The sequence below is a fragment of the Bacillus sp. SRB_8 genome (assembly GCF_003264205.1).
In the GTDB taxonomy this organism is placed as follows: Bacteria; Bacillota; Bacilli; order Bacillales; family Bacillaceae_G; genus Bacillus_A; species Bacillus_A mycoides.
The window spans coordinates 184184-203402 of the sequence record NZ_NADT01000006.1 but is presented as its reverse complement, the minus strand read 5'-3'; the positions used below and the strand labels follow the sequence as shown (position 1 = coordinate 203402).

General features: G+C 35.7%; 21 protein-coding genes, 1 riboswitch and 2 other annotated features. Of the genes, 16 read left to right on the top strand and 5 right to left on the bottom strand.

Going from position 1 to position 19219, the window contains the following annotated elements:
• The first annotated feature begins 7 nt into the window (after nucleotides 1-7).
• From B5P40_RS06145 to B5P40_RS06120, 6 genes are all read left to right on the top strand, one after another.
• Nucleotides 8-1630: a nitrite/sulfite reductase gene (locus B5P40_RS06145; RefSeq protein ID WP_002193231.1), complete on the top strand. Its 1623-nt coding sequence runs from the start codon at nucleotides 8-10 to the stop codon at nucleotides 1628-1630.
• 10 nt (nucleotides 1631-1640) lie between these two features.
• Entirely contained in the window at nucleotides 1641-1841 is a 201-nt protein-coding gene (locus tag B5P40_RS06140) for a DUF3906 family protein (RefSeq protein WP_000366913.1), read from the top strand.
• 84 nt (nucleotides 1842-1925) lie between these two features.
• Complete coding sequence (gene cobA / locus B5P40_RS06135; RefSeq protein WP_002030683.1) at nucleotides 1926-2702, top strand: uroporphyrinogen-III C-methyltransferase; 777 nt, start codon at nucleotides 1926-1928, stop codon at nucleotides 2700-2702.
• Between the two features lies 1 nt (nucleotide 2703).
• Nucleotides 2704-3456, top strand: coding sequence for a sirohydrochlorin chelatase (locus B5P40_RS06130; protein WP_002030685.1), 753 nt, complete (start codon nucleotides 2704-2706; stop codon nucleotides 3454-3456).
• Entirely contained in the window at nucleotides 3431-4048 is a 618-nt protein-coding gene (locus B5P40_RS06125) for an NAD(P)-binding protein (protein WP_002140988.1), read from the top strand. Before B5P40_RS06130 ends, B5P40_RS06125 begins: the two co-directional genes overlap by 26 nt.
• 61 nt (nucleotides 4049-4109) lie before the next feature.
• Nucleotides 4110-4356, top strand: a binding site (T-box leader).
• A gap of 111 nt (nucleotides 4357-4467) precedes the next feature.
• Nucleotides 4468-5823 (top strand): sodium-dependent transporter, encoded by a 1356-nt coding sequence (locus B5P40_RS06120; protein ID WP_002193229.1) that lies wholly within the window; start codon nucleotides 4468-4470, stop codon nucleotides 5821-5823.
• A gap of 32 nt (nucleotides 5824-5855) precedes the next feature.
• Here the strand turns inward: B5P40_RS06120 and B5P40_RS32655 are convergent, their stop codons facing one another.
• Nucleotides 5856-6020, bottom strand: a complete 165-nt coding sequence (locus tag B5P40_RS32655; protein WP_002011683.1) for a hypothetical protein — start codon at nucleotides 6018-6020, stop codon at nucleotides 5856-5858.
• Nucleotides 6021-6117: 97 nt separating this feature from the next.
• On the bottom strand, nucleotides 6118-7392 hold the full coding sequence (locus B5P40_RS06115) for a murein hydrolase activator EnvC family protein (protein WP_002011681.1): 1275 nt from the start codon (nucleotides 7390-7392) through the stop codon (nucleotides 6118-6120).
• 492 nt (nucleotides 7393-7884) lie between these two features.
• Here B5P40_RS06115 and gltP point away from each other — a divergent pair, with 492 nt between their 5' ends.
• The 3 genes from gltP to B5P40_RS06100 all read left to right on the top strand — a co-directional run bounded on the left by gltP (nucleotide 7885) and on the right by B5P40_RS06100 (nucleotide 11383).
• Nucleotides 7885-9159 (top strand): glutamate/aspartate:proton symporter GltP, encoded by a 1275-nt coding sequence (gltP, locus tag B5P40_RS06110; RefSeq protein ID WP_002011680.1) that lies wholly within the window; start codon nucleotides 7885-7887, stop codon nucleotides 9157-9159.
• Nucleotides 9160-9227: 68 nt separating this feature from the next.
• Entirely contained in the window at nucleotides 9228-9746 is a 519-nt protein-coding gene (locus B5P40_RS06105; RefSeq protein ID WP_113708970.1) for a ribonuclease FAU-1 family protein, read from the top strand.
• 120 nt (nucleotides 9747-9866) lie between these two features.
• A riboswitch (SAM riboswitch) is annotated at nucleotides 9867-9972 on the top strand.
• Between the two features lie 94 nt (nucleotides 9973-10066).
• Nucleotides 10067-11383 carry a Na+/H+ antiporter NhaC family protein gene (locus B5P40_RS06100; RefSeq protein ID WP_002193227.1) on the top strand — a complete coding sequence of 439 codons (1317 nt, stop codon included), beginning with the start codon at nucleotides 10067-10069 and terminating at the stop codon, nucleotides 11381-11383.
• A gap of 68 nt (nucleotides 11384-11451) precedes the next feature.
• Here the strand turns inward: B5P40_RS06100 and B5P40_RS06095 are convergent, their stop codons facing one another.
• On the bottom strand, nucleotides 11452-11874 hold the full coding sequence (locus tag B5P40_RS06095; RefSeq protein WP_113708969.1) for a GNAT family N-acetyltransferase: 423 nt from the start codon (nucleotides 11872-11874) through the stop codon (nucleotides 11452-11454).
• Nucleotides 11875-12184: 310 nt separating this feature from the next.
• On the opposite strand from B5P40_RS06095, the gene B5P40_RS06090 reads away from it, so the two are divergent.
• From B5P40_RS06090 to B5P40_RS06065, 6 genes are all read left to right on the top strand, one after another.
• Nucleotides 12185-12541 carry a lmo0954 family membrane protein gene (locus B5P40_RS06090; RefSeq protein WP_002011676.1) on the top strand — a complete coding sequence of 119 codons (357 nt, stop codon included), beginning with the start codon at nucleotides 12185-12187 and terminating at the stop codon, nucleotides 12539-12541.
• 44 nt (nucleotides 12542-12585) lie between these two features.
• Nucleotides 12586-13248, top strand: a complete 663-nt coding sequence (locus B5P40_RS06085) for a PspA/IM30 family protein (RefSeq protein WP_002011675.1) — start codon at nucleotides 12586-12588, stop codon at nucleotides 13246-13248.
• A gap of 106 nt (nucleotides 13249-13354) precedes the next feature.
• Nucleotides 13355-14095 (top strand): cell wall-active antibiotics response protein LiaF, encoded by a 741-nt coding sequence (gene liaF / locus B5P40_RS06080; RefSeq protein WP_002126337.1) that lies wholly within the window; start codon nucleotides 13355-13357, stop codon nucleotides 14093-14095.
• Nucleotides 14095-15150: a sensor histidine kinase gene (locus tag B5P40_RS06075; RefSeq protein WP_002011673.1), complete on the top strand. Its 1056-nt coding sequence runs from the start codon at nucleotides 14095-14097 to the stop codon at nucleotides 15148-15150. Before liaF ends, B5P40_RS06075 begins: the two co-directional genes overlap by 1 nt.
• Nucleotides 15147-15779, top strand: a complete 633-nt coding sequence (locus B5P40_RS06070; protein ID WP_000598709.1) for a response regulator — start codon at nucleotides 15147-15149, stop codon at nucleotides 15777-15779. The genes B5P40_RS06075 and B5P40_RS06070 overlap by 4 nt, the downstream gene beginning before the upstream one ends.
• A gap of 10 nt (nucleotides 15780-15789) precedes the next feature.
• Complete coding sequence (locus B5P40_RS06065; protein WP_002193226.1) at nucleotides 15790-16146, top strand: DUF3992 domain-containing protein; 357 nt, start codon at nucleotides 15790-15792, stop codon at nucleotides 16144-16146.
• Nucleotides 16147-16170: 24 nt separating this feature from the next.
• Here the strand turns inward: B5P40_RS06065 and brnQ3 are convergent, their stop codons facing one another.
• On the bottom strand, nucleotides 16171-17526 hold the full coding sequence (brnQ3, locus tag B5P40_RS06060) for a branched-chain amino acid transport system II carrier protein BrnQ3 (RefSeq protein WP_002193225.1): 1356 nt from the start codon (nucleotides 17524-17526) through the stop codon (nucleotides 16171-16173).
• Between the two features lie 59 nt (nucleotides 17527-17585).
• Nucleotides 17586-17844: a binding site (T-box leader), on the bottom strand.
• Nucleotides 17845-18106: 262 nt separating this feature from the next.
• Here brnQ3 and B5P40_RS06055 point away from each other — a divergent pair.
• Nucleotides 18107-18316, top strand: a complete 210-nt coding sequence (locus tag B5P40_RS06055; RefSeq protein ID WP_000880630.1) for a hypothetical protein — start codon at nucleotides 18107-18109, stop codon at nucleotides 18314-18316.
• A gap of 39 nt (nucleotides 18317-18355) precedes the next feature.
• Here the strand turns inward: B5P40_RS06055 and B5P40_RS06050 are convergent, their stop codons facing one another.
• Entirely contained in the window at nucleotides 18356-19132 is a 777-nt protein-coding gene (locus tag B5P40_RS06050; protein WP_002193223.1) for a class I SAM-dependent methyltransferase, read from the bottom strand.
• Between the last annotated feature and the right edge of the window lie 87 nt (nucleotides 19133-19219).

The window sequence follows — 19219 nt, the reverse complement described above, 5'->3', positions numbered from 1 at the left end:
ATAAAAGATGAGTTATGAAAAAGTGTGGGCTAATAATGAAAAATTAAATCAAACAGAGAAAAAGAAATTAGAGAAAGACGGATTAGAAATCTTTAATGATATTCCTTACTATGCGGAGAATGGATTTGAATCTATTCCGAAAGAAGAGTGGGACGCTTTTAAATGGGCGGGATTGTATTTGCAAAGGCCGAAAGAAGCGGGCTATTTTATGATGCGTGTCAACATTCCTTCTGGAATTATTACAAATGCGCAGGCAGAGGTGTTGGCTTCCATTGCTGAAGATTATGGGCGTGATGTGTTAGATATTACGACAAGACAGGCGATTCAGTTTCATTGGTTAGAAATTGGGCAAATCCCGGATATTTTTAAGAGGTTAGCTAGAGTTGGTTTATCTTCAGCAGGGGCATGCGGTGATATTACGCGTAATATTACAGGTAATCCACTTGCTGGAATTGATGCGAATGAACTATTTGATACAACATCGATTGTTAAAGAAATATACGATTACTTCCAACATAATGAAGAGTTTTCTAATCTACCACGTAAATTCAAAATGTCTATTAGTTCTAACATTTATAATTCAGCAAATGCAGAGATTAACTGTGTGGCGTTTACACCTGCTACGAAAGAAATAAATGGTGAGGAAAAGGTTGGGTTTCATATAAAAATAGGCGGAGGATTATCAGCTCGTCCATACTTAGCGGAAGAATTAGATGTATTCGTTTTACCAGAAGAAGTGAAGGCAGTGTCGATTGCAATTGCTACTATATTCCGTGATTTTGGATATCGTGAAAAACGCCACTTAGCACGTTTGAAATTTCTTGTCGCTGACTGGGGCGCTGAGAAATTTAAAGAGAAACTAGTAGAATACACAGGCCCATTGCAAAGTAAAGGGGAAAGTGCTCTCAAAGGCTGGAATGCAGGATACTTTTATGGCGTTCAAGATCAAAAACAAGCAGGATTAAAGTATGTCGGCTTTAATGTACCAGTAGGACGTTTACACGCAGAGGAAATGTTTGAGATTGCAAGAATTGCAAAGAAATATGGAAACGGGCAAATTCGAACTTGTAACTCTCAAAACTTCATTATTCCGAATGTTCCGCCAGAAAATGTTGCAGGATTATTAAGTGAACCGTTGTTTGAAGCAATTTCAGCAAATCCGAAATCGTTTATCGGTCATGCGGTTTCATGTACTGGCATTGAGTATTGCAATCTTGCGTTAGTAGAAACGAAAGAAAGATTACGCAAAATCGCAGAGTACTTAGATACACAAATTGCACTCGATGTTCCAGTTCGAATTCATATGGTAGGATGCCCGAACTCATGTGGTCAACGTCAAATTGCTGATATTGGTTTGCAAGGGATAAAACTGAAAACGAAGGAAAAGGGAATCGTTGAGGCGTTTGAAATATATGTGGGCGGAACACTATTAGACGGAGGAGCATATAACGAAAAGTTAAAAGGGAAAATAGATGGAGAAGATTTGCCGGATGTTCTCGTGTCCTTTTTAAGTTATTTCCAAAAGAATAAATTACTAGCCGAAACGTTTTATGATTTCGTAGGACGTGTTGGAGTGGAAGAATTACAAATTGTACTAAATCGTGTATTAGAAGAAGTAATAGCATCTTAGGAGGGGCAATATGGACTTATATCGATTTGAAGCTGTATTAGTAAATAGTATTGTTCCAATTGTTGTCGTTGCTCAGAGTGAAGAACAGGCATTTAAGCTTGCGGAAATTGAGCTTGAAAAACATTTTTTACCGTTACCAGAAGTGAAAGAGATTTCTTTGTTTGAAAAAAAGAAGATTCGAAAAGGGGCGGCATTTGTTATTCATGAGTAGAGAACATGTAATACGAAATAATAGTAACTTCCATTCGTGATTAAGAGTGGAAGTTTCATTTTATAGTAGAAATGAGGAGAGATTATGGGGAAGGTTTATATCGTCGGGGCGGGTCCTGGTGATCCGGATTTAATTACTGTTAAAGGGTTGAGATGCATCGAGAAGGCTGATGTTATATTGTACGACCGTCTCGTAAATAAAGAATTGCTTTCTCATGCAAAGCCTGAAGCGGATTTAATTTATTGCGGGAAACTCCCAAATTATCACACGATGAAGCAAGAGACAATTAACACATTTCTTATTAAATATGCGAAAAAAGGAAAAGTTGTAACGAGACTTAAGGGCGGAGATCCATTTGTATTTGGAAGAGGTGGAGAAGAAGCTGAAGCGTTAGCGAAGCAAAGTATCCCATTTGAAATTATTCCTGGTATTTCAGCTGGTATAGCTGCTCCTGCTTATGCTGGAATTCCAGTAACGCATCGCGATGCAAGTGCAAGTTTTGCTGTTGTGACAGGGCACCGGAAAGAAGGGGCTGAAGAGGAAGTGAAGTGGGAAAGTTTAGCGAAAGGTGTAGATACATTAGCGGTCTATATGGGGGTTAGTAATTTACCTTACATATGTGAACAACTAATAAAACATGGAAAAGATCAAAGTACACCTGCCGCTATCATTGAGTGGGGAACGACATCTATGCAACGTACTGTTACAGCGACGTTAGGAACAATTGTAGATGTTGCCAAAAAAGAACGAATTCAAAATCCAAGTATGATTGTTATTGGAGAAGTTGTCCGTTTTAGAGAAAAGATACATTGGTTTGAGAAACAAACGGAAAATGCATATCAAGTAAGCGGAGTATTGTAAAATGAAGGCTGTTATATATATATGTCATGGAAGCCGTTTGAAAGCAGCAAAAGAAGAAGCGGTTGCATTTATTACGTCATGTATGAACCGTGTAGAGGCAAATATTCAAGAAATTTGTTTTTTAGAGCTAGCGAATCCTTCTATTGAAGAAGGATTTCGTACATGTGTGAAGCGTGGTGCTACAGAGATTGTCGCTATTCCAGTTTTTTTATTAGCGGCAGGACATGTAAAGAAAGATATTCCGTTTGAATTACGAAAGTTAAACGAGGAATATCCGGATATCAAAATAGTGTATGGTAATCCATTTGGTGTATCAGAAGTGCTTGTAAAAGCGGTATATAACGGAAGTGGTATTAAAGACTATAAAGAAGAAGTAACACTTTTGCTCGTTGCAAGAGGGAGTAGTGATCCGGAAACTTTACAAGACATAAAGTGGATTTCTTCTTTATTTCAAAAAGAAGAGAACATTAAAGAGGTGGAAGTTTGTTATTTAGCAGCCGCGGAGCCGAAGTTTGATGAGAGGTTGAAAGAAATTGTAGAACAAAAAGAACGGAACATTGTTGTGTTACCTTACTTATTATTTACAGGCTTACTCATGAAACATGTTGAGAAAGAAGTGCGTCAATATGAGTCGGAAGAGATAAAAATAAGTCCCTATTTAGGAAAGAATGTAGCGTTTCGAGAGATGTTAATTCAGAAAACAGAGGAAATATTGAAGGGAGATCAATATGTATCCACTTACAGTGCGAGTTGATAAGAAACGTGTTGTTGTCATTGGTGGAGGGAAAGTAGCGGGGTTTAAAATTATTCCTTTACTAAAACAAGGTGCGGATATTGTTGTAGTAAGTACAGAATTAGATGCAAATTTAGTGAAACTTGTAGAAGAAAAGCAAATTCGTTGGTATCAAAGAGAGTATGAGAAAAGTGATATTAAAGATGCTTTTTTAGTAGTTGCAGCGACTAGTAATTCGGTACTAAATGAACAAATTGCTGAAGATGCCGCAGTGAATCAATTGGTAAATGTTATTACGAATCCGGAAAGTGGAAATGTTCATTTTCCGGCGGCAATTCATCGTGGATTGCTTAATGTAGCTGTTTCTACTGGAGGGGCAAGTCCGAAACTTGCAAAAAAAATTCGTGATGATATCGCAAATAAATATGATGAGAAGTATGAATCGTATCTTGATTTTTTATATGAAGTTAGACTAAAAGTGAAAGAATTACAAGTAGAGAAAAGGCAAAAAAATATATTGTTACAAGAAGTATTAAAGTCGATATATGTTCAAAGTGAACAAAAAAGAGAGCTTTTTTTACAAGAATTAGAGAGGGGAATTTATATAGGATAGTGAGCGAATTGTGCTTTACAAATATAAAAATATAATTTATAATCACAAGTAACTTCAAAAGATGAAATCGATGAGCAAGAAGAGTACGTATATTTGATGCGTTCAGAGAGCTGGGGTAAGGTGTGAGCCCGGTACGATAAAATATACAGAATGGGCTTGCGAGAGGTATGCTGAACATTGCAGTAGGCAACCCGGGTTCCGCCGTTAAAAGGATAGGGTATCGGAATTTTCCTGTACCTGAACAAGTGGGATTTATTGATCCAATTGAGGTGGTACCACGGTATTCTATTACATATATCGTCCTCTACATGCATATTTGCGTGTAGGGGACTTTTTTATTTTCTAAAGGAGGTGTGCGAGTATGAAATGAAAGTGTATAATTGATAAAAGTTATAATATTCAGAAAAGGAGAATTTATGATGAAAGAAACACAGCAATGGACGTCGAAAATTGGCTTTGTACTCGCAGCAGCCGGAGCCGCAGTAGGTCTTGGTGCAATATGGAAGTTTCCATATGTTGCAGGTAATGGTGGGGGAGGCGCATTCTTCCTTGTATTCTTACTATTAACTTTATTTATTGGTATGCCTCTTCTTTTAGCTGAATTTGTTATTGGCCGTAGTACTCAAAAAGAGGCCGTTACAGCTTATAAAGTATTAGTACCGAATAGCAAGTTATACCCTTGGATTGGTCGTATGGGGGTTGTTACTTGTTTTAGCGTACTATCTTTTTATAGTGTTGTAGGTGGATGGATTTTACTTTATTTATACTATAGTGTCACAGGTAGTTTCTGGAACGGAGTAGTCGATTATGGACAATTGTTTGCTGAAACAATTTCAAATCCAGTAAGTGCGATTGGGGCGCAATTCATCTTTATGCTTTGTACCATTTTTGTTGTTAGTAAAGGTGTGGAAAAAGGCATAGAAAAAGCAAGTAAGTACATGATGCCGTTATTATTCGTTTTATTTATTGCTATCATTATTCGTGCGTTAACACTTGATGGTGCTATGGCTGGGGTAGAGTTCTTCTTAAAACCAGATTTTTCAAAGCTTACAGCAGATACGATTTTATATGCGATGGGGCAATCTTTCTTCTCACTAACGGTAGGTGCCTCGGTAATGGTAACGTATAGTTCGTATTTAAAGAAAGAAGAGCATTTAGCTAAATCAGCAACATCTATTGTAAGTTTAACTGTATTTATTACAGTACTTGCAGGGTTAGCGATTTTTCCAGCGATTTTCGCATTAGGAGTTAAACCGACAGAAGGACCAGGGCTACTGTTTATCGTTCTTCCTGCTGTCTTTGCAAAAATTCCATTTGGACAATTTTTCTTCATTATGTTTTTAGTGTTATTCTTCTTTGCGACTTTAACATCTGCGATTTCAATGCTTGAAATTGTAGTAGCATCTGTTGCGAAAGATAATGAGAAGAAGCGTCCATCAGCTTCGTTATTAATTGGTATTCTTATTTTTGCAGTTGGAATCCCATCAGCGTTATCGTTTGGAATTATGAGTGATGTGAAAATATTTGGTAAGACATTCTTTGATTTCGTCGATTTTTCGGTAAGTAATGTATTACTGCCACTCGGAGTACTAGCCATTTCGTTATTTGTACCAAATAAAATGAGTAAAGAGCTATTAATGAAAGAATTAGAAGTTACGGAAACGAAAGGGAAAACATTGTTTAATATTTGGTTCTTCTTGCTTCGTTATGTTATTCCGGTAACTGTAATTATCGTATTTTTAAATGCGATAGGTGTATTTAAAATGTTTGCATAATAAAAAGACGGAGATGTGGATTCTCCGTCTTTTTATTGTGTTGTAGGTGTATTTAATAAGCGATTATATGCTTTATAAGCTGTGACAACTGCGATAAATGATCCAATTAAAAATAACGCTGAGCCGCCGAATGTAAATAACCGGCCGATGTATGTTTCTCTAGCTTCTTCTATTTCTTCTTGTAATTGTGTATTCATATTTATCACCCCGCAAAATATAGGCATTTAGTTGTAGTTTATGTAAAACGCCTAAAAAGTGTGAAGTAGTAAAAAAACTCGGTATGCACCGAGTTTTTTATAATCCGATATAAGGAGATGGATCAACTGCGTTTGTCTTACCGACATTCCATTCCCCAAGGTGAAGTTCGAAGTGTAAATGTTGTCCGTATGATTGGCCAGTGTTCCCCATAAATCCAAGTTGAGTGCCTTGTTTTACAGTTTGTCCATTAGATACAGAACGGCTACTCATATGTGCATATACAGTTGTATATGTTTTTCCGTTTATACGGTGAGATAAGTATACAACATTTCCGTAACTAGATGATAATTCTGAACGGATAACGACGCCATCTGCAGCAGCTACGATTGGCACTGTTCCTGAAGCTGCGATATCGATTCCTTTATGGTTATCTAAAGAACGTGTACCAAATCCTGAAGTTTTCGATCCAGCGGCAGGTTTAATAAATCCACCTTTGTTCGTATCTTGCGGTGTTGGTGCGGATTGTGTGCTTTCTTTAGCAGAAGCGGCTACCTGTTTTTTTGCTTCCTCAGCCTTACGTGCCTCTTCAGCTTTACGCGCTTCTTCTGCACGTTTTTCTTCTTCAATTGCTTTTTGAACAGCTTGACGCTGGTTTTCTAAAATGCCTTTTGATTCTTCTAACCCTTCAATCTCTGAATCTACTTTTGCTACTTTCGTATGTAGATCGTTAATAAAAGTTTGTTGCTGTTGTTGGTTACTTTGTAATTCTTGCTGTTTTTGTTCTAATTTTTGCTCAGATGCTTTCAGTTGTTGCTCTTTTTTCTCAACAGCCTCTTTTTCTGTCGTCACAGCATTTTGATCGCTTGTTTGTTTTTTTACAATATCTGTATCGTTATTTAAAATTAAACTTACAGAATACATATTATCAACAAGATCGGCAATATTTGCAGAACTTGTTATTACTTCTGTAATGATACTCGTACGAGGCTTTTCTTGCATAGATTGTAGTCGTTGTTTAATAACTTCCTGCCGTGTATCTATGTTCGTTTGTAATTGCTCTATATGTTTCTTTTTTTCAGTAATAACTTGCTGTGTGTTGCTAATTTCTTTTTTTGTATCGTTTAATTCAGCTTCGTTTTTATTAATAGAAGTAGTTAATTCGTCGATTTTCTTTTGTAATTCCTGGATTTCTTTTTCTATTTGTTCTTTCTCAGCTGATTTATTTTGTAAGTCATTTTGTTTGCCTTCTAATTCGGATTGAATATTAGATAATTTATTCTCATTCGTTTCAGCGTATACGGGTGAAAGTAACGGGGAAACGAAAATCGTTCCAGCTGCTAAAACACTAAATGCTGCAAATTTCTTTTTCATGGTTGTCTTGCTCCTTTCCCTATGAATGTTATATATCATAAGAAGAAGAGTGTCTATCGTTGTAATCATAATGTAAAGAAAATTTTATAATTTTGCTAAGTTTTGTCGGAATTTAGTATCTTTTCGTAGTGTTTGTCATAAATTTAAAATTCTTGAATGTATAGAAAAAGATATCAATTTCTATATTTTTTTTAAAAAACATGGGAAATGATGGAGTTTTCCATAATGAAACAGTATTTTAAAAACCTATCAATCACTAGTAAGGAATCGATTTCATGTGAGGTTTTCTGACATGGAGTTTGTTTTTGTCAAGAAAATTATTTGCATTCGTGCAAACTTATTTTGTTGTCAGATTTTAAATTTTGATTTATGATTTTCAACAGGGACAAAATGTAGTGAATTGTCGAATAATATGTAATACTCTTAATTTCAAGTTTTATAGAGATAGAATGAGAGATAGAGTGACACATCGAAGAGGGGGTTACCACAAGTATGAAAAGAATAGGACTTGCATGGCAAATTTTAATAGGACTTGCGCTTGGTATTACAGTTGGGGCGATTTTCTTTGGCAATCAGGAAGTGGTGAAGTACTTACAACCAATTGGTGATATTTTCATCCGATTAATTAAGATGATTGTTGTACCGATTGTTGTAGCGAGTATTGTTGTTGGGGTTGCTGGTGTTGGTGATATTAAAAAGTTAGGTCGACTAGGCGGAAAAACAATTATTTACTTTGAAATTATTACAACACTTGCAATTGTTGTTGGTTTATTAATAGCAAACATTTTCCAACCTGGAAAAGGCGTTGATATGGATAAGTTAACAAAAACAGATATTTCTAAATATACACATACGACAGAGCAAGTACAAAGTCATTCGTTCGCGGATACGTTTGTAAATATTGTTCCGACGAACATTATGAAATCATTAGCTGAAGGTGATATGCTTGCTATTATCTTCTTCTCAGTATTATTTGGTTTAGGTGTAGCAGCAATTGGTGAGCGTGGTAAACCAGTTCTACAATTTTTCCAAGGTGTAGCAGATGCAATGTTTTATGTAACGAACCAAGTTATGAAGTTTGCACCATTCGGTGTATTCGCATTAATTGGTGTTACAGTTTCTACATTCGGATTAGCTTCATTAATTCCATTAGGGAAATTACTCATTGTAGTATACGGAGCAATGATCTTCTTCGTTGTAGTTGTATTAGGACTTACAGCGAAAATATTTGGAATAAACATTTTCCAATTCTTTAAGATTTTAAAAGACGAGCTGATCTTAGCGTATTCTACAGCAAGTTCAGAAACGGTTTTACCGAAAATTATGGAGAAAATGGAGAAATTCGGTTGTCCGAAAGCAATTACATCTTTCGTTATTCCAACAGGTTATTCATTTAACTTAGATGGATCAACTTTATATCAAGCAATTGCGGCAATTTTCTTAGCGCAAATGTACGGTATTGAATTATCCATTACACAACAAATTACGTTATTACTTGTATTAATGGTTACATCAAAAGGTATCGCGGGTGTACCGGGCGTATCATTCGTTGTATTATTAGCAACACTTGGTACAGTAGGTATTCCAGCTGAAGGTTTAGCGTTTATTGCAGGTATTGACCGTATTCTTGATATGGCTCGTACAGCAGTTAACGTTGTAGGTAACTCTTTAGCGGCTGTAGTTATGTCTAAGTGGGAAGGTCAATATGACGCTGAAAAAGGACAAGCCTATTTAAAAGAGATATCTGAAAAGGGTCAAGCAGCTTAATTATAATATGAACAAGCTCTCACATAATATGTGGGGGCTTTTCTATATATAGAAGAGGAGCGGACGTAATGAAACGTAAATATGGTGACGGTTCTTCGTGGAAGCGACTAATAGAGAAGGATTATAGGGTTAAGCAAGTAGAGGATGGAATGTTAGGAATACTGGACATAAAAAAAGTGAGAGAACCTAGTCATAAAGAATACAATGGTAAAAATCTTTGCATTGCAGGTGATGGGTATACATGGATGCAATATTTTATAAACGGAAAAAACTTTGCGATTACAGCTATGTTAGACAATCAAAAACAATTAGTGCAATATTATATCGATGTGACGAAAGAATATAAAATAGACGAGCGTGGTTTACCTTATTTGGATGATTTATATTTAGATGTGGTATTGTTACCGAACGGTGAGATCTATGTACTGGATGAAGACGAGTTAGAGGATGCTTATAAAACTGGTGATGTTACAAAAGAAGAATATGAGTTAGCATGGAATACAACAAAATGGATTATCGCGACGATAAAAAATAGAAAATTTTATTGGATCTCAATATTGGATAAAGAAATTGAAAAGTTAAAATGATTGGTTTATTCATATTTTTGTATAATTACCAAAAAAATCTATACAAAAAATAATTGACTTTTGTTTTGTAAGCGAGTAAAGTTAGGGAAGAAATTATTATTAAAAAATAAATATGAAACCTTCTTATAAAGAGAGGCGGAGGGACTGGCCCTACGATGCCTCGGCAGCGGACTCGATTTCAGAGTGCTGTGCCAAATCCAGCAAGCATGTGCTTGAAAGATGAGAAGAGTGTTTCTTATAGATGTATAAGACCTCTTCTCATTGGAAGAGGTCTTTTGTTGTTCATTAGAAAAGGTTGAAAACTAGGGAGAGATGATACTTTGAAAGAAACGAGAGGAAATGGTTTAGCGTTATTACCACTTGGAATATTTTTGGCGCTATTTATTGGTTCTGGAATTATTACAGGTGATTTCTATAAATTGCCGATACTTGTAGCAATTTCAATTGCTGTAGGAATTGCTTTAGTGATGAATCGTAAGGAAAGCTTTAATGTGAAAGTAGAACGATTTGCTAAAGGTGCAGGAAACCCTGATATTATGATTATGGTATTAATTTTTGTACTTGCAGGGGCGTTTTCTGAAACAGCAAAAGGAATGGGCGGAGTTGATTCCACTGTTAACTTAGCGTTATCTATTTTACCCCAAGGATTTATCGTTGCTGGAATTTTTGTTATAGGGGCATTTATTTCATTAGCGATGGGAACTTCAATGGGAACAATTGCTGCATTAGCACCGATTGCTGTAGGTATTAGTGGGCAAACAGATATCTCAATTGCACTTACGATGGCTACTGTTGTGGGCGGAGCGATGTTTGGCGATAATTTATCATTTATTTCTGATACGACAATTGCTGCTGTTCGTTCGCAAGGAACAGAAATGAAAGATAAGTTTAAAACGAATTTTTTAATTGTATTGCCAGCTGCAGTCATTACAATTGTAATATTAGTAATGATTACTTTAGGTAATGATACAGAAATTAAAGCTCATACATTTGATTGGGTGAAGATTTTACCATATGCAGGTGTACTTGTTACAGCGCTACTTGGCTGGAATGTACTTATTGTATTAACCGGTGGAACGGTACTATCTGGTGTTATCGGTCTTATAGATGGAAGTTATACGTTAGAGAGTTTCTTTAAAAGTGTAACGACTGGAATGGGCGGTATGATGGAGTTAGTGTTACTTGCCATTTTAATCGGTGGTATGGTTGAACTTATCCAGTATAATGGTGGCATTCAATATTTAATGAATCTTTTAACACGTAATATTCGTTCGAAAAAAGGAGCAGAGTTCGGTATTGCTGGCTTAGTGAGTATGACGAATGTGTGTACAGCAAACAATACAATCTCTATCATTTTTACAGGTCCGCTTGCGAAAAATATTGCGGATCAGTATGAAATTGATCCCCGTAAATCAGCGAGTGTACTGGATCTTTTCTCTTGCTGTGTACAGGGGTTAATCCCATATGGTGCTCAAATGTTAACAGCGGCAGGATTTGCTGCGTTATCTCCGGTCGAATTGTTACCATATGCATTTTATCCAATTTTAGTTGGAGTATGTGGAATCATTTCTATATTAATTGGTTTCCCGAGATTTTCTAAAGTGGCGGAAAAAAAAGAGTATCATAAAACTGCATAACATAAAGAGACATTTATTATTAGCAGTTGAAAACGCTCGGAGAACATTCTCTGAGCGTTTTTTATTATTTATAAATCCTTTTTCAAATAGTATTGTTTATAATCTCTTCCTACGTTATCGAGGATACCATACTCTTTATAACCATATTTTTTATAGAAATCTAATGCTTGAAAGCTTAAAGTGTCAACTTTTATAAAATCACAATTTCTTTCTAAAGCGATTTTTTCTACTTCTAATAACAGTTTAGTTCCATACCCTAATGCACGTATATCTTCATCGATGATAAAAGAGTGAATCTCTAACCAATTCCAACAGACTTCACCTAATATTCCCCCGCATATTTTACCATTTTCATCTTTAAGAAATAAATGAATCTCTAAGTATCTGTCTCTTAAATCAGATGGAAAGTGCTTTAAATTATATTCATAAAGCTGATTGTTTATATAGTTTTTAGCGGCGGTATTGATTTCTTTCGTAATGTGTAAATTCATGATATATCCCCTTTAATTTAAATGTAGCCTTCTGATTTATTTTAACATAATTTTCTTAATAATATATTTAATGTAATTTAATAAACGTTTGTATGTATTGCTAATTTTTTGGACGCGCAAGTTGAGATTTTCATCCGTTATTGAATAAGAATTTTTCTGTATCTATACGCATCGCATACATGTTCGTTTTGCAAAAGGCTGAATTCAACTCGGTCTTAAGTCTGAGTCGAAAACAGTTCTTAAGCTCGTTATGAAAAAATGAAAAAATAGTTAAGATAAGAGTATCAAATCGAAGGGAGGCAAGCACAAGATGAAACAATTTCTAGCGTTTATCGCAGCCGGTATTTTGGCTTTAATTGCTCTTGGTAGTCTTGCTGGTATTGTAGGATTCGCCATTGGAGCAGGAGTTGTGTACTGGAGCTATAAATCATTTGTGCGAGCTAAATCATTTTTTGGAAAGTTAGCTTGGGGTATTGTTGGTTTAATCGGTTTGTCCATTGCACTTTCTCATTCCCCAGCATTAATCGGTATCGCAGCATTAGTAGTTTTATACTACGGATACCGTGAGTGGAAAAAAGGAAAAAATGTAGTTGTTGATTCTGCTCCAGAAAGTGCTAAACCATATAGCAACTTTGAAGATGAGTGGAACAAGTTAATGAAAAACTAATATAAAATAAATCAAATTATAAAGTAGAAGAGAGGAAGATTATAATGAAACAATCTTTATTCGGACGTGTACGCGATGCAATTTTAGCTGATTTTCATAATGTGTTAGATGAGAAAGAAAGAAAAAATCCAATTGCTATGTTAAACCAATATTTACGAGATAGTGAGCGTGAAATAACAAAAATTGAGAAGTTAATTCAGCGTCATAAAACATTAAAATCTAACTTTGCTCGTGAGCTTGAGCAAGCACGTTATTTCGTTAATAAAAGATCAAAGCAAGCTATCATCGCACAAGAAGCAGGCGAATTGCAATTGCATGAACGTGCATTAGAAGAAGTAGCGTATTATGAAGGGCAAGTAACTCGCTTAGAAGAAATGTATGCTGGTGTTGTAGAGCAAATTGATGAGTTAGAGCGTCGTCTTTCAGAAATGAAAAATAAATTAAAAGAAATGAACGCAAAGCGTATGGAATTAATGGCACGTGAAAATATGGCGCATGCAAACCGCCGTATGAATACTGCTATGCATAAAATGGATGAAAATAATCCGTTCTTACGATTCGAAGAAATTGAAGATCACATTCGTGACATAGAGCTTCGTATAAATGAAGAGCATGAGCGTGATACATTTGATATGAAAATTGCAAAACTAGAGAGTGAAATGAAAGAGAAAAATGAAGTATCGTTAACGAAAGAAGTAACAAAATAATTGTAGTATATAATAAAACAGGCTTATGATATAGTGATAGGAGAAAAGGTGTTGGAAAGCAATGCCTTTTCTTCTATGTATATGTGACAAGGAGGGGGGAGCTGAAATGAAGAAGCAATTTTCAAAAACACAATTTATGGGGATGCTCCTCATCATATTTGGATTCGGTCTTTTTCTTGATATGATACTTGGACATTTTGAACCAGGTGGTCTAATATTTGCATTTATTATGATTATGTTTGGAAGACATTATCGAAAGAAGAACCGTTATGTAAGAGGGAATGTATTTTTATTTGTCGGTGGTATTGTCTTCTTATTCTTCTTATTTTCATCAGCGGCATTCGTACTTGTTGTGTTTGCTTGTTTAGCTTTAATTGGTTATCAACTTATTCAACAAGGACATCGGCAAAAAGCAATGAAAGTTGAAATTAAAGAAAAGGGATATATAAATGAAGAAAAACAAATATATCGTACAGAACCGTATATAAAAAATATGTTTGTAGGTAATGTACGAATGATGGATCATATTTATGAAATAGAGGATATTAACGTCCAATATGGTGCTTGTGACGTCGAGATTGATTTAACAACTGCTATGATTCCAGAGGGAGAAACAGTTATTGTGATTCGGGGCGTCATTGGTAATATTCGCTTATATGTACCATATGATATTGAATTGTCTTTAAATCATTCTGTTATTGTTGGGCGAGTGCTCCTGCCAGGACACGAAGAAACTGGATTTAACCGTAATGTTACGTTTAGAACAGAACAGTATAAAGAAGCCCCTCGTCGTATTAAAATTATTTCTTCGCTTGTCGTAGGCGATACGGAAGTGAGGAAAGTATAATGAAAAAACAAAGGAATATTTCGTGGATGTATATTCGTTATTCTATGTTGTCCTCTGTGAGTATCGCACTTATTTGTACAATTGTATATGTATGGAAAAGCGAGCAACAAGTTTATGATTTACTCTGGAAAGAATCCATTGCTTCTGTTCCAATTGGCTTGTTTATTATGAGTACGAGTCTTCTTATCGGAGGAATTGTAGGATATGCAATCGGTTATTATATAGAACAGCGTATACAAGGATTAAATACTTTTCTATTTGAAGTAGAGCGAGGGAATTTTCCGAGTGATGTTTCATTTACTGCGGACGATGAATTTCATGAAGTGGAACGAAAAGTAATTGGTCTTGCTCGTCGCTTAGAGGAGCAAGCTGGGCTATTTCAAAAAGTAACGAATGAACGAGCCCATTGGAATGAAGAGATGAGACAAGAAGCGATTTCTCAAGAAAGGCATCGATTAGCGAGAGAGCTACATGATTCTGTAAGTCAGCAGCTTTTTGCAATGTCGATGATGATGTCAGCCATTAATGAGCAAGCAGCTGAAATTCCAGATACGACGAAAAAACAGTTGCAGCTTGTTGAGAATATGGTTGTAAATGCACAATCAGAAATGAGAGCATTGCTCCTTCATTTACGCCCAGTGCAGTTAGAAGGTAAGAAACTAACAGAGGGTATAGAAGAATTATTAACAGAACTGTCTAGAAAGCAACATATGAAAATTGAATGGTTAATTGAACCGATTCAATTAAAAAAAGGTGTAGAGGATCATTTATTCCGTATTGTACAAGAGGCGCTGTCTAATACTTTACGGCATGCGAAGGCAAAGAAAACCGAAGTACGCCTTCGGAAAATTGATCAATATGCGATTTTGAAAATTATTGATGACGGTGTTGGGTTTAAAGTTGGTGTTAATAAGGCTGGTTCATATGGTTTAAGGTCAATGCAAGAGCGAGTTCATGAAATTGGTGGTACATTAAAAGTTCTTAGTTTTCCGAATAAAGGTACGCAAATAGAAGTGAAAGTACCTATTATGATTGAGAGAGGGGGAGAATCATGATAAAAGTATTACTAGTTGATGATCATGAAATGGTTCGAATGGGTGTATCAGCATATTTATCAACGCAGCCAGATATTGAAGTAGTTGGAGAAGCTGAAAATGGAAGAAAAGGTTCAGAGTTAGCTTTGCAATTAAGACCGGATATTATTTTAATGGACCTTGTTATGGATGAGATGGATGGGGTTGAAGCGACACGTGCTATTATTCAAGAATGGCCAGAAGCGAAAATTGTAGTTGTCACGAGCTTTTTAGATGATGAAAAGTTATATCCTGTTATTGAGGCGGGGGCGACAAGTTATTTATTAAAAACATCAAGAGCGAGTGATATTGCAGATGCTGTAAGAGCTACTTATGATGGGGAAACGGTATTAGAGCCGAAAGTTACTGGCAAAATGATGTCTCGTATGCGTCAGAAGAAAGAACAACCTTTGCATGAGGAGTTAACAGAAAGAGAGTCTGAAATTTTGTTATTAATTGCAGAGGGGAAAAGTAATCAAGAGATTGCAGATGAGTTGTTTATTGCCCTTAAAACAGTAAAGACACATGTGAGTAATATATTAAATAAGCTAAATGTAAGTGACCGGACACAGGCGGTTATTTATGCGTTTAGACACCAATTGACGAAATAAGAAGGAAGCTTTGACTATATATGGTCAAAGCTTTTTATTGACGGTTATTAATGTAAGCGTTATCATTAAGGTGTTAACAGTACATACAAAGGGGAGAGAGTGTATGTTAGTTCAAACGATATTTGGAATGGATGAAACGAAAAAATTAGGCAACTATGTGAATGCGTTGCAAGCACTTTGTGAACAATATGATATTGAAACAGATCGTATTGCAATTATTGAGGCAACAGAAGAATATTATTTATTTCTAGTGAAGCAAGAAGATTGCTATGATGTTGTAAAAGTAGAAACAGTGGATACGAATATTGATTACTATACGAAAGCTTATAAAGTAAGTAGCTTTAATCATACTTCTTATCAAATGTAAAAAACTCCCGAAATGGGAGTTTTTTTATGATACTTTCGATTCAGGTGAATGATCCGTTAATGGTACTGCTTTGGCGCCACTTAATTTTGCGATAGCAAAACCGATAATAGCCCCAACTAATGCTGGTACTAACCAGCCGATTCCTTCATTATATAATGGAATAAACTCGAAATAAGATGTGATAGATGAAACAGGAATATTCCCTTGTTTTAATCCATCAAATACGCTCACAACTGCAGAACCAATTAACGCACCTACATAAACAGAACGATATCCACCGAAATATTTATGAAGTAATGATAGTAATACGAGTACAATCGCAATTGGATATACAACAAGTAAAATAGGAACAGAGATTGCGATAATTTTTGTTAAACCTAAGTTGGCAACTAATAATCCTAATGTGCAAATGACACTTGCTAACGTTGTGTATGAAAATTTCGTTAATAATGTTGAGAAGTATTGACTGCATGCAGATACAAGTCCAATACATGTTGTTAAGCAAGCGAGTGTAACGATAAGAGATAATAGAATTAGACCATATGGACCGAGTAATTGTTGTACGATAACGGTAAGTAGCTGTCCGCCGTTTGTTGCGTATCCGAGAGAGACACTAGTTGTACCGAGCCAGCCAAGTGCACCATATACAAGTACGAGACCAGTAGCGGCAATAAGTCCTGCTTTTGCTGTTGCGATGGCAATTGATTTGCGGTCATTCACACCTTTTGAGCGAATTGCATTTACAACGATAATTCCAAATGCAAGCGCTGAAATGGTATCCATCGTTAAGTATCCTTCCATAAAACCTTTGAAAACTGGAGAAGTTTGATACTCTTGCATTGCTGGTCCTGATTGCCCAAGTGGTGAAAATACACTCTTAAAGAATAATAAGAAAATAGAGAGTAATAAAATAGGTGTTAATACGCTTCCGATACGATCGACGAGTTTAGAAGGATTTAAACTAAGCCAAAATACGATAGCAAAGAAGATGACTGTGTATAAAAATAGCGTTAGGCTGCTAGAGCGAATAGTTTCTGGTAAGAAAGAACTAATTCCCATTTCATAAGCGACATTAGCAACACGTGGGATGCCCATAGATGGACCGATTGCAATGTATACAACTACCGTAAAGAATATTCCGAATAATGGGTGAACATGACTTGCAAGTTGTTGCATTCCATTTCCTGATAGAGAAATAGCGATAACAGTAAGTAGTGGTAAGCCGACTCCTGTTAGTAAAAAACCAATCATTGCTGGCCAAAAGTTTTCACCAGCATTTTGTCCAAGCATTGGAGGGAAAATTAAATTTCCTGCTCCAAAAAATAAAGAAAATAGCATAAGACCTGTGAAAAAAACATGTTTTTTTGATACAGTATTCATTGTTTTTTTTCTCCTTTTTTGTAAATTCATTGTAAGAACACAAAAAACTCGTCCCTTAAGAAAGGGACGAGTTATATTTACCCGCGATACCACCCTAATTTATACATGTAGAAATATATCTATATGTATACGGCTTTACAACGTACAACATGATACGTGTTCCTTGTAACGGGGGACGACCGGTAAGAACTTACTTTAGCATTCGGTTCTACTTCTCGGAGATGATTTTCGGTTACGAACTGAGCGTTGGCTTTCAGCAAAATACCAACTCTCTGGGGAACAGCTCTATAACATACTCGTTCTCGTCAATGAATTTTTATTCAAGTATTCTGACAGTATTTTTACATGTTTTTTTTAGAAAGTCAACATATTTTTTGGGAAATACACTTTCCTGTAGAAATATAGCTGAGAATATAAGGGTTAATACTATTTGTAAAAATGCTGTAAAACATTATAGAGAATTGTAAAGTTTATGGAGAAAATCGATATTTATAGGAGTAAGGAAGGAATTGTTTGAATTTGCAGAGAATAATACAACAATCCACTTGCTGGAAAGAACAAACCAAAAGAGGTGACTGAAATGCTTGCGATGGGAGTATTATTTGGCATTATTGCTATAATTGGTTTTATGTGGTTATATTATTCGCGTTCGTTTAAACAAGCAGAAGTTTTACTCTTTCAAAAAGGTAGTTTGTTGACAAATCAGTCTAGATATTTAGTATGTCCGAAGTGTGGAAGTGCACAGGCCAGGAGTGGAGGATATCAAGAGTGTTGCAAAATTAGATTATGAAAGAAGGAAGCCTCACATTATTTTGTGAGGCTTCCTTCCTTACAATTTTTTCGCGCTCCAAATTGTCCAACGATCTCTTTCGATGATAGGAGAGCCGTTTTGTAATGCCGTTTGGATATGATGTAGAAGCTGAGAAAGTTCATTATCTGTTAGTTCATATAGAATGGATCGGCCTGTTCGAGGAGATAAATCTTGTAGCAAAGCCTCTACAGAATCATGTACTTTTCGTACTTCCCATTGTGTTTGAATGGGGAGCGCTTGAAGAGGATATGTTTGTAATAATTGCTGTATAGTAGTGGTTTTTGGTCTTCTTTGTGCTTCTGTTTCAATGAGTTTTGGAAAGACCGAGAAAAAATATCCACGAAGGTGTTCAGGACTTCCTGGGATTATACAATCTTCAATGGTCCGGTCTTGTAAAATAAGTAGACCGTCTTTTTTTAATATACGAGAAGCCTCTCGTATAAATGTGGGAATATCATGCAAATGATGAATGACTGCACGAGAAATGACAAGGTCGAATGTTTCATTAGGGAATGAGATATTATGTGCATCACCGTGAATGAATGAAATGTTTGGGAAGGCATTACAATTTTCTTTTGCCGCTTGTAATATTTCTTTTGAAAAATCAAGCCCAACAACACTTTTGGCTCCCATAAGAGCAAGTTCTTTCGTATAAATGCCTCCACCACAACCTATATCAATTATTTGTTTGTTTTGTACATCTACAATATTGTTTATTGTTTCCTGCCATGAAATATGTGCGTTACGATTTGCATACGTATACTTATTATTTGCATCATGAAAATTAATGGACATTGTAAAATCCTCCCTTCAGTTTATAGTATAGCTCATTCTATATAATGTAACGTTTTTGTTTTATGCATGAGGATTATAAGAATTTCT

What these genes read in the sequence shown, in the direction of transcription:
- B5P40_RS06105 (WP_113708970.1), top strand. Translation starts at nt 9,228, where the DNA reads ATGAAACGTAAATATGGTGACGGTTCTTCGTGGAAGCGACTAATAGAG.
- B5P40_RS06050 (WP_002193223.1), bottom strand. Translation starts at nt 19,132, where the DNA reads ATGTCCATTAATTTTCATGATGCAAATAATAAGTATACGTATGCAAAT.
- brnQ3 (WP_002193225.1), bottom strand. Translation starts at nt 17,526, where the DNA reads ATGAATACTGTATCAAAAAAACATGTTTTTTTCACAGGTCTTATGCTA.
- B5P40_RS32655 (WP_002011683.1), bottom strand. Translation starts at nt 6,020, where the DNA reads ATGAATACACAATTACAAGAAGAAATAGAAGAAGCTAGAGAAACATAC.
- liaF (WP_002126337.1), top strand. Translation starts at nt 13,355, where the DNA reads ATGAAGAAGCAATTTTCAAAAACACAATTTATGGGGATGCTCCTCATC.
- gltP (WP_002011680.1), top strand. Translation starts at nt 7,885, where the DNA reads ATGAAAAGAATAGGACTTGCATGGCAAATTTTAATAGGACTTGCGCTT.
- B5P40_RS06125 (WP_002140988.1), top strand. Translation starts at nt 3,431, where the DNA reads ATGTATCCACTTACAGTGCGAGTTGATAAGAAACGTGTTGTTGTCATT.
- B5P40_RS06095 (WP_113708969.1), bottom strand. Translation starts at nt 11,874, where the DNA reads ATGAATTTACACATTACGAAAGAAATCAATACCGCCGCTAAAAACTAT.
- B5P40_RS06140 (WP_000366913.1), top strand. Translation starts at nt 1,641, where the DNA reads ATGGACTTATATCGATTTGAAGCTGTATTAGTAAATAGTATTGTTCCA.
- B5P40_RS06090 (WP_002011676.1), top strand. Translation starts at nt 12,185, where the DNA reads ATGAAACAATTTCTAGCGTTTATCGCAGCCGGTATTTTGGCTTTAATT.
- cobA (WP_002030683.1), top strand. Translation starts at nt 1,926, where the DNA reads ATGGGGAAGGTTTATATCGTCGGGGCGGGTCCTGGTGATCCGGATTTA.
- B5P40_RS06145 (WP_002193231.1), top strand. Translation starts at nt 8, where the DNA reads ATGAGTTATGAAAAAGTGTGGGCTAATAATGAAAAATTAAATCAAACA.
- B5P40_RS06120 (WP_002193229.1), top strand. Translation starts at nt 4,468, where the DNA reads ATGAAAGAAACACAGCAATGGACGTCGAAAATTGGCTTTGTACTCGCA.
- B5P40_RS06085 (WP_002011675.1), top strand. Translation starts at nt 12,586, where the DNA reads ATGAAACAATCTTTATTCGGACGTGTACGCGATGCAATTTTAGCTGAT.
- B5P40_RS06070 (WP_000598709.1), top strand. Translation starts at nt 15,147, where the DNA reads ATGATAAAAGTATTACTAGTTGATGATCATGAAATGGTTCGAATGGGT.
- B5P40_RS06115 (WP_002011681.1), bottom strand. Translation starts at nt 7,392, where the DNA reads ATGAAAAAGAAATTTGCAGCATTTAGTGTTTTAGCAGCTGGAACGATT.
- B5P40_RS06075 (WP_002011673.1), top strand. Translation starts at nt 14,095, where the DNA reads ATGAAAAAACAAAGGAATATTTCGTGGATGTATATTCGTTATTCTATG.
- B5P40_RS06055 (WP_000880630.1), top strand. Translation starts at nt 18,107, where the DNA reads ATGCTTGCGATGGGAGTATTATTTGGCATTATTGCTATAATTGGTTTT.
- B5P40_RS06130 (WP_002030685.1), top strand. Translation starts at nt 2,704, where the DNA reads ATGAAGGCTGTTATATATATATGTCATGGAAGCCGTTTGAAAGCAGCA.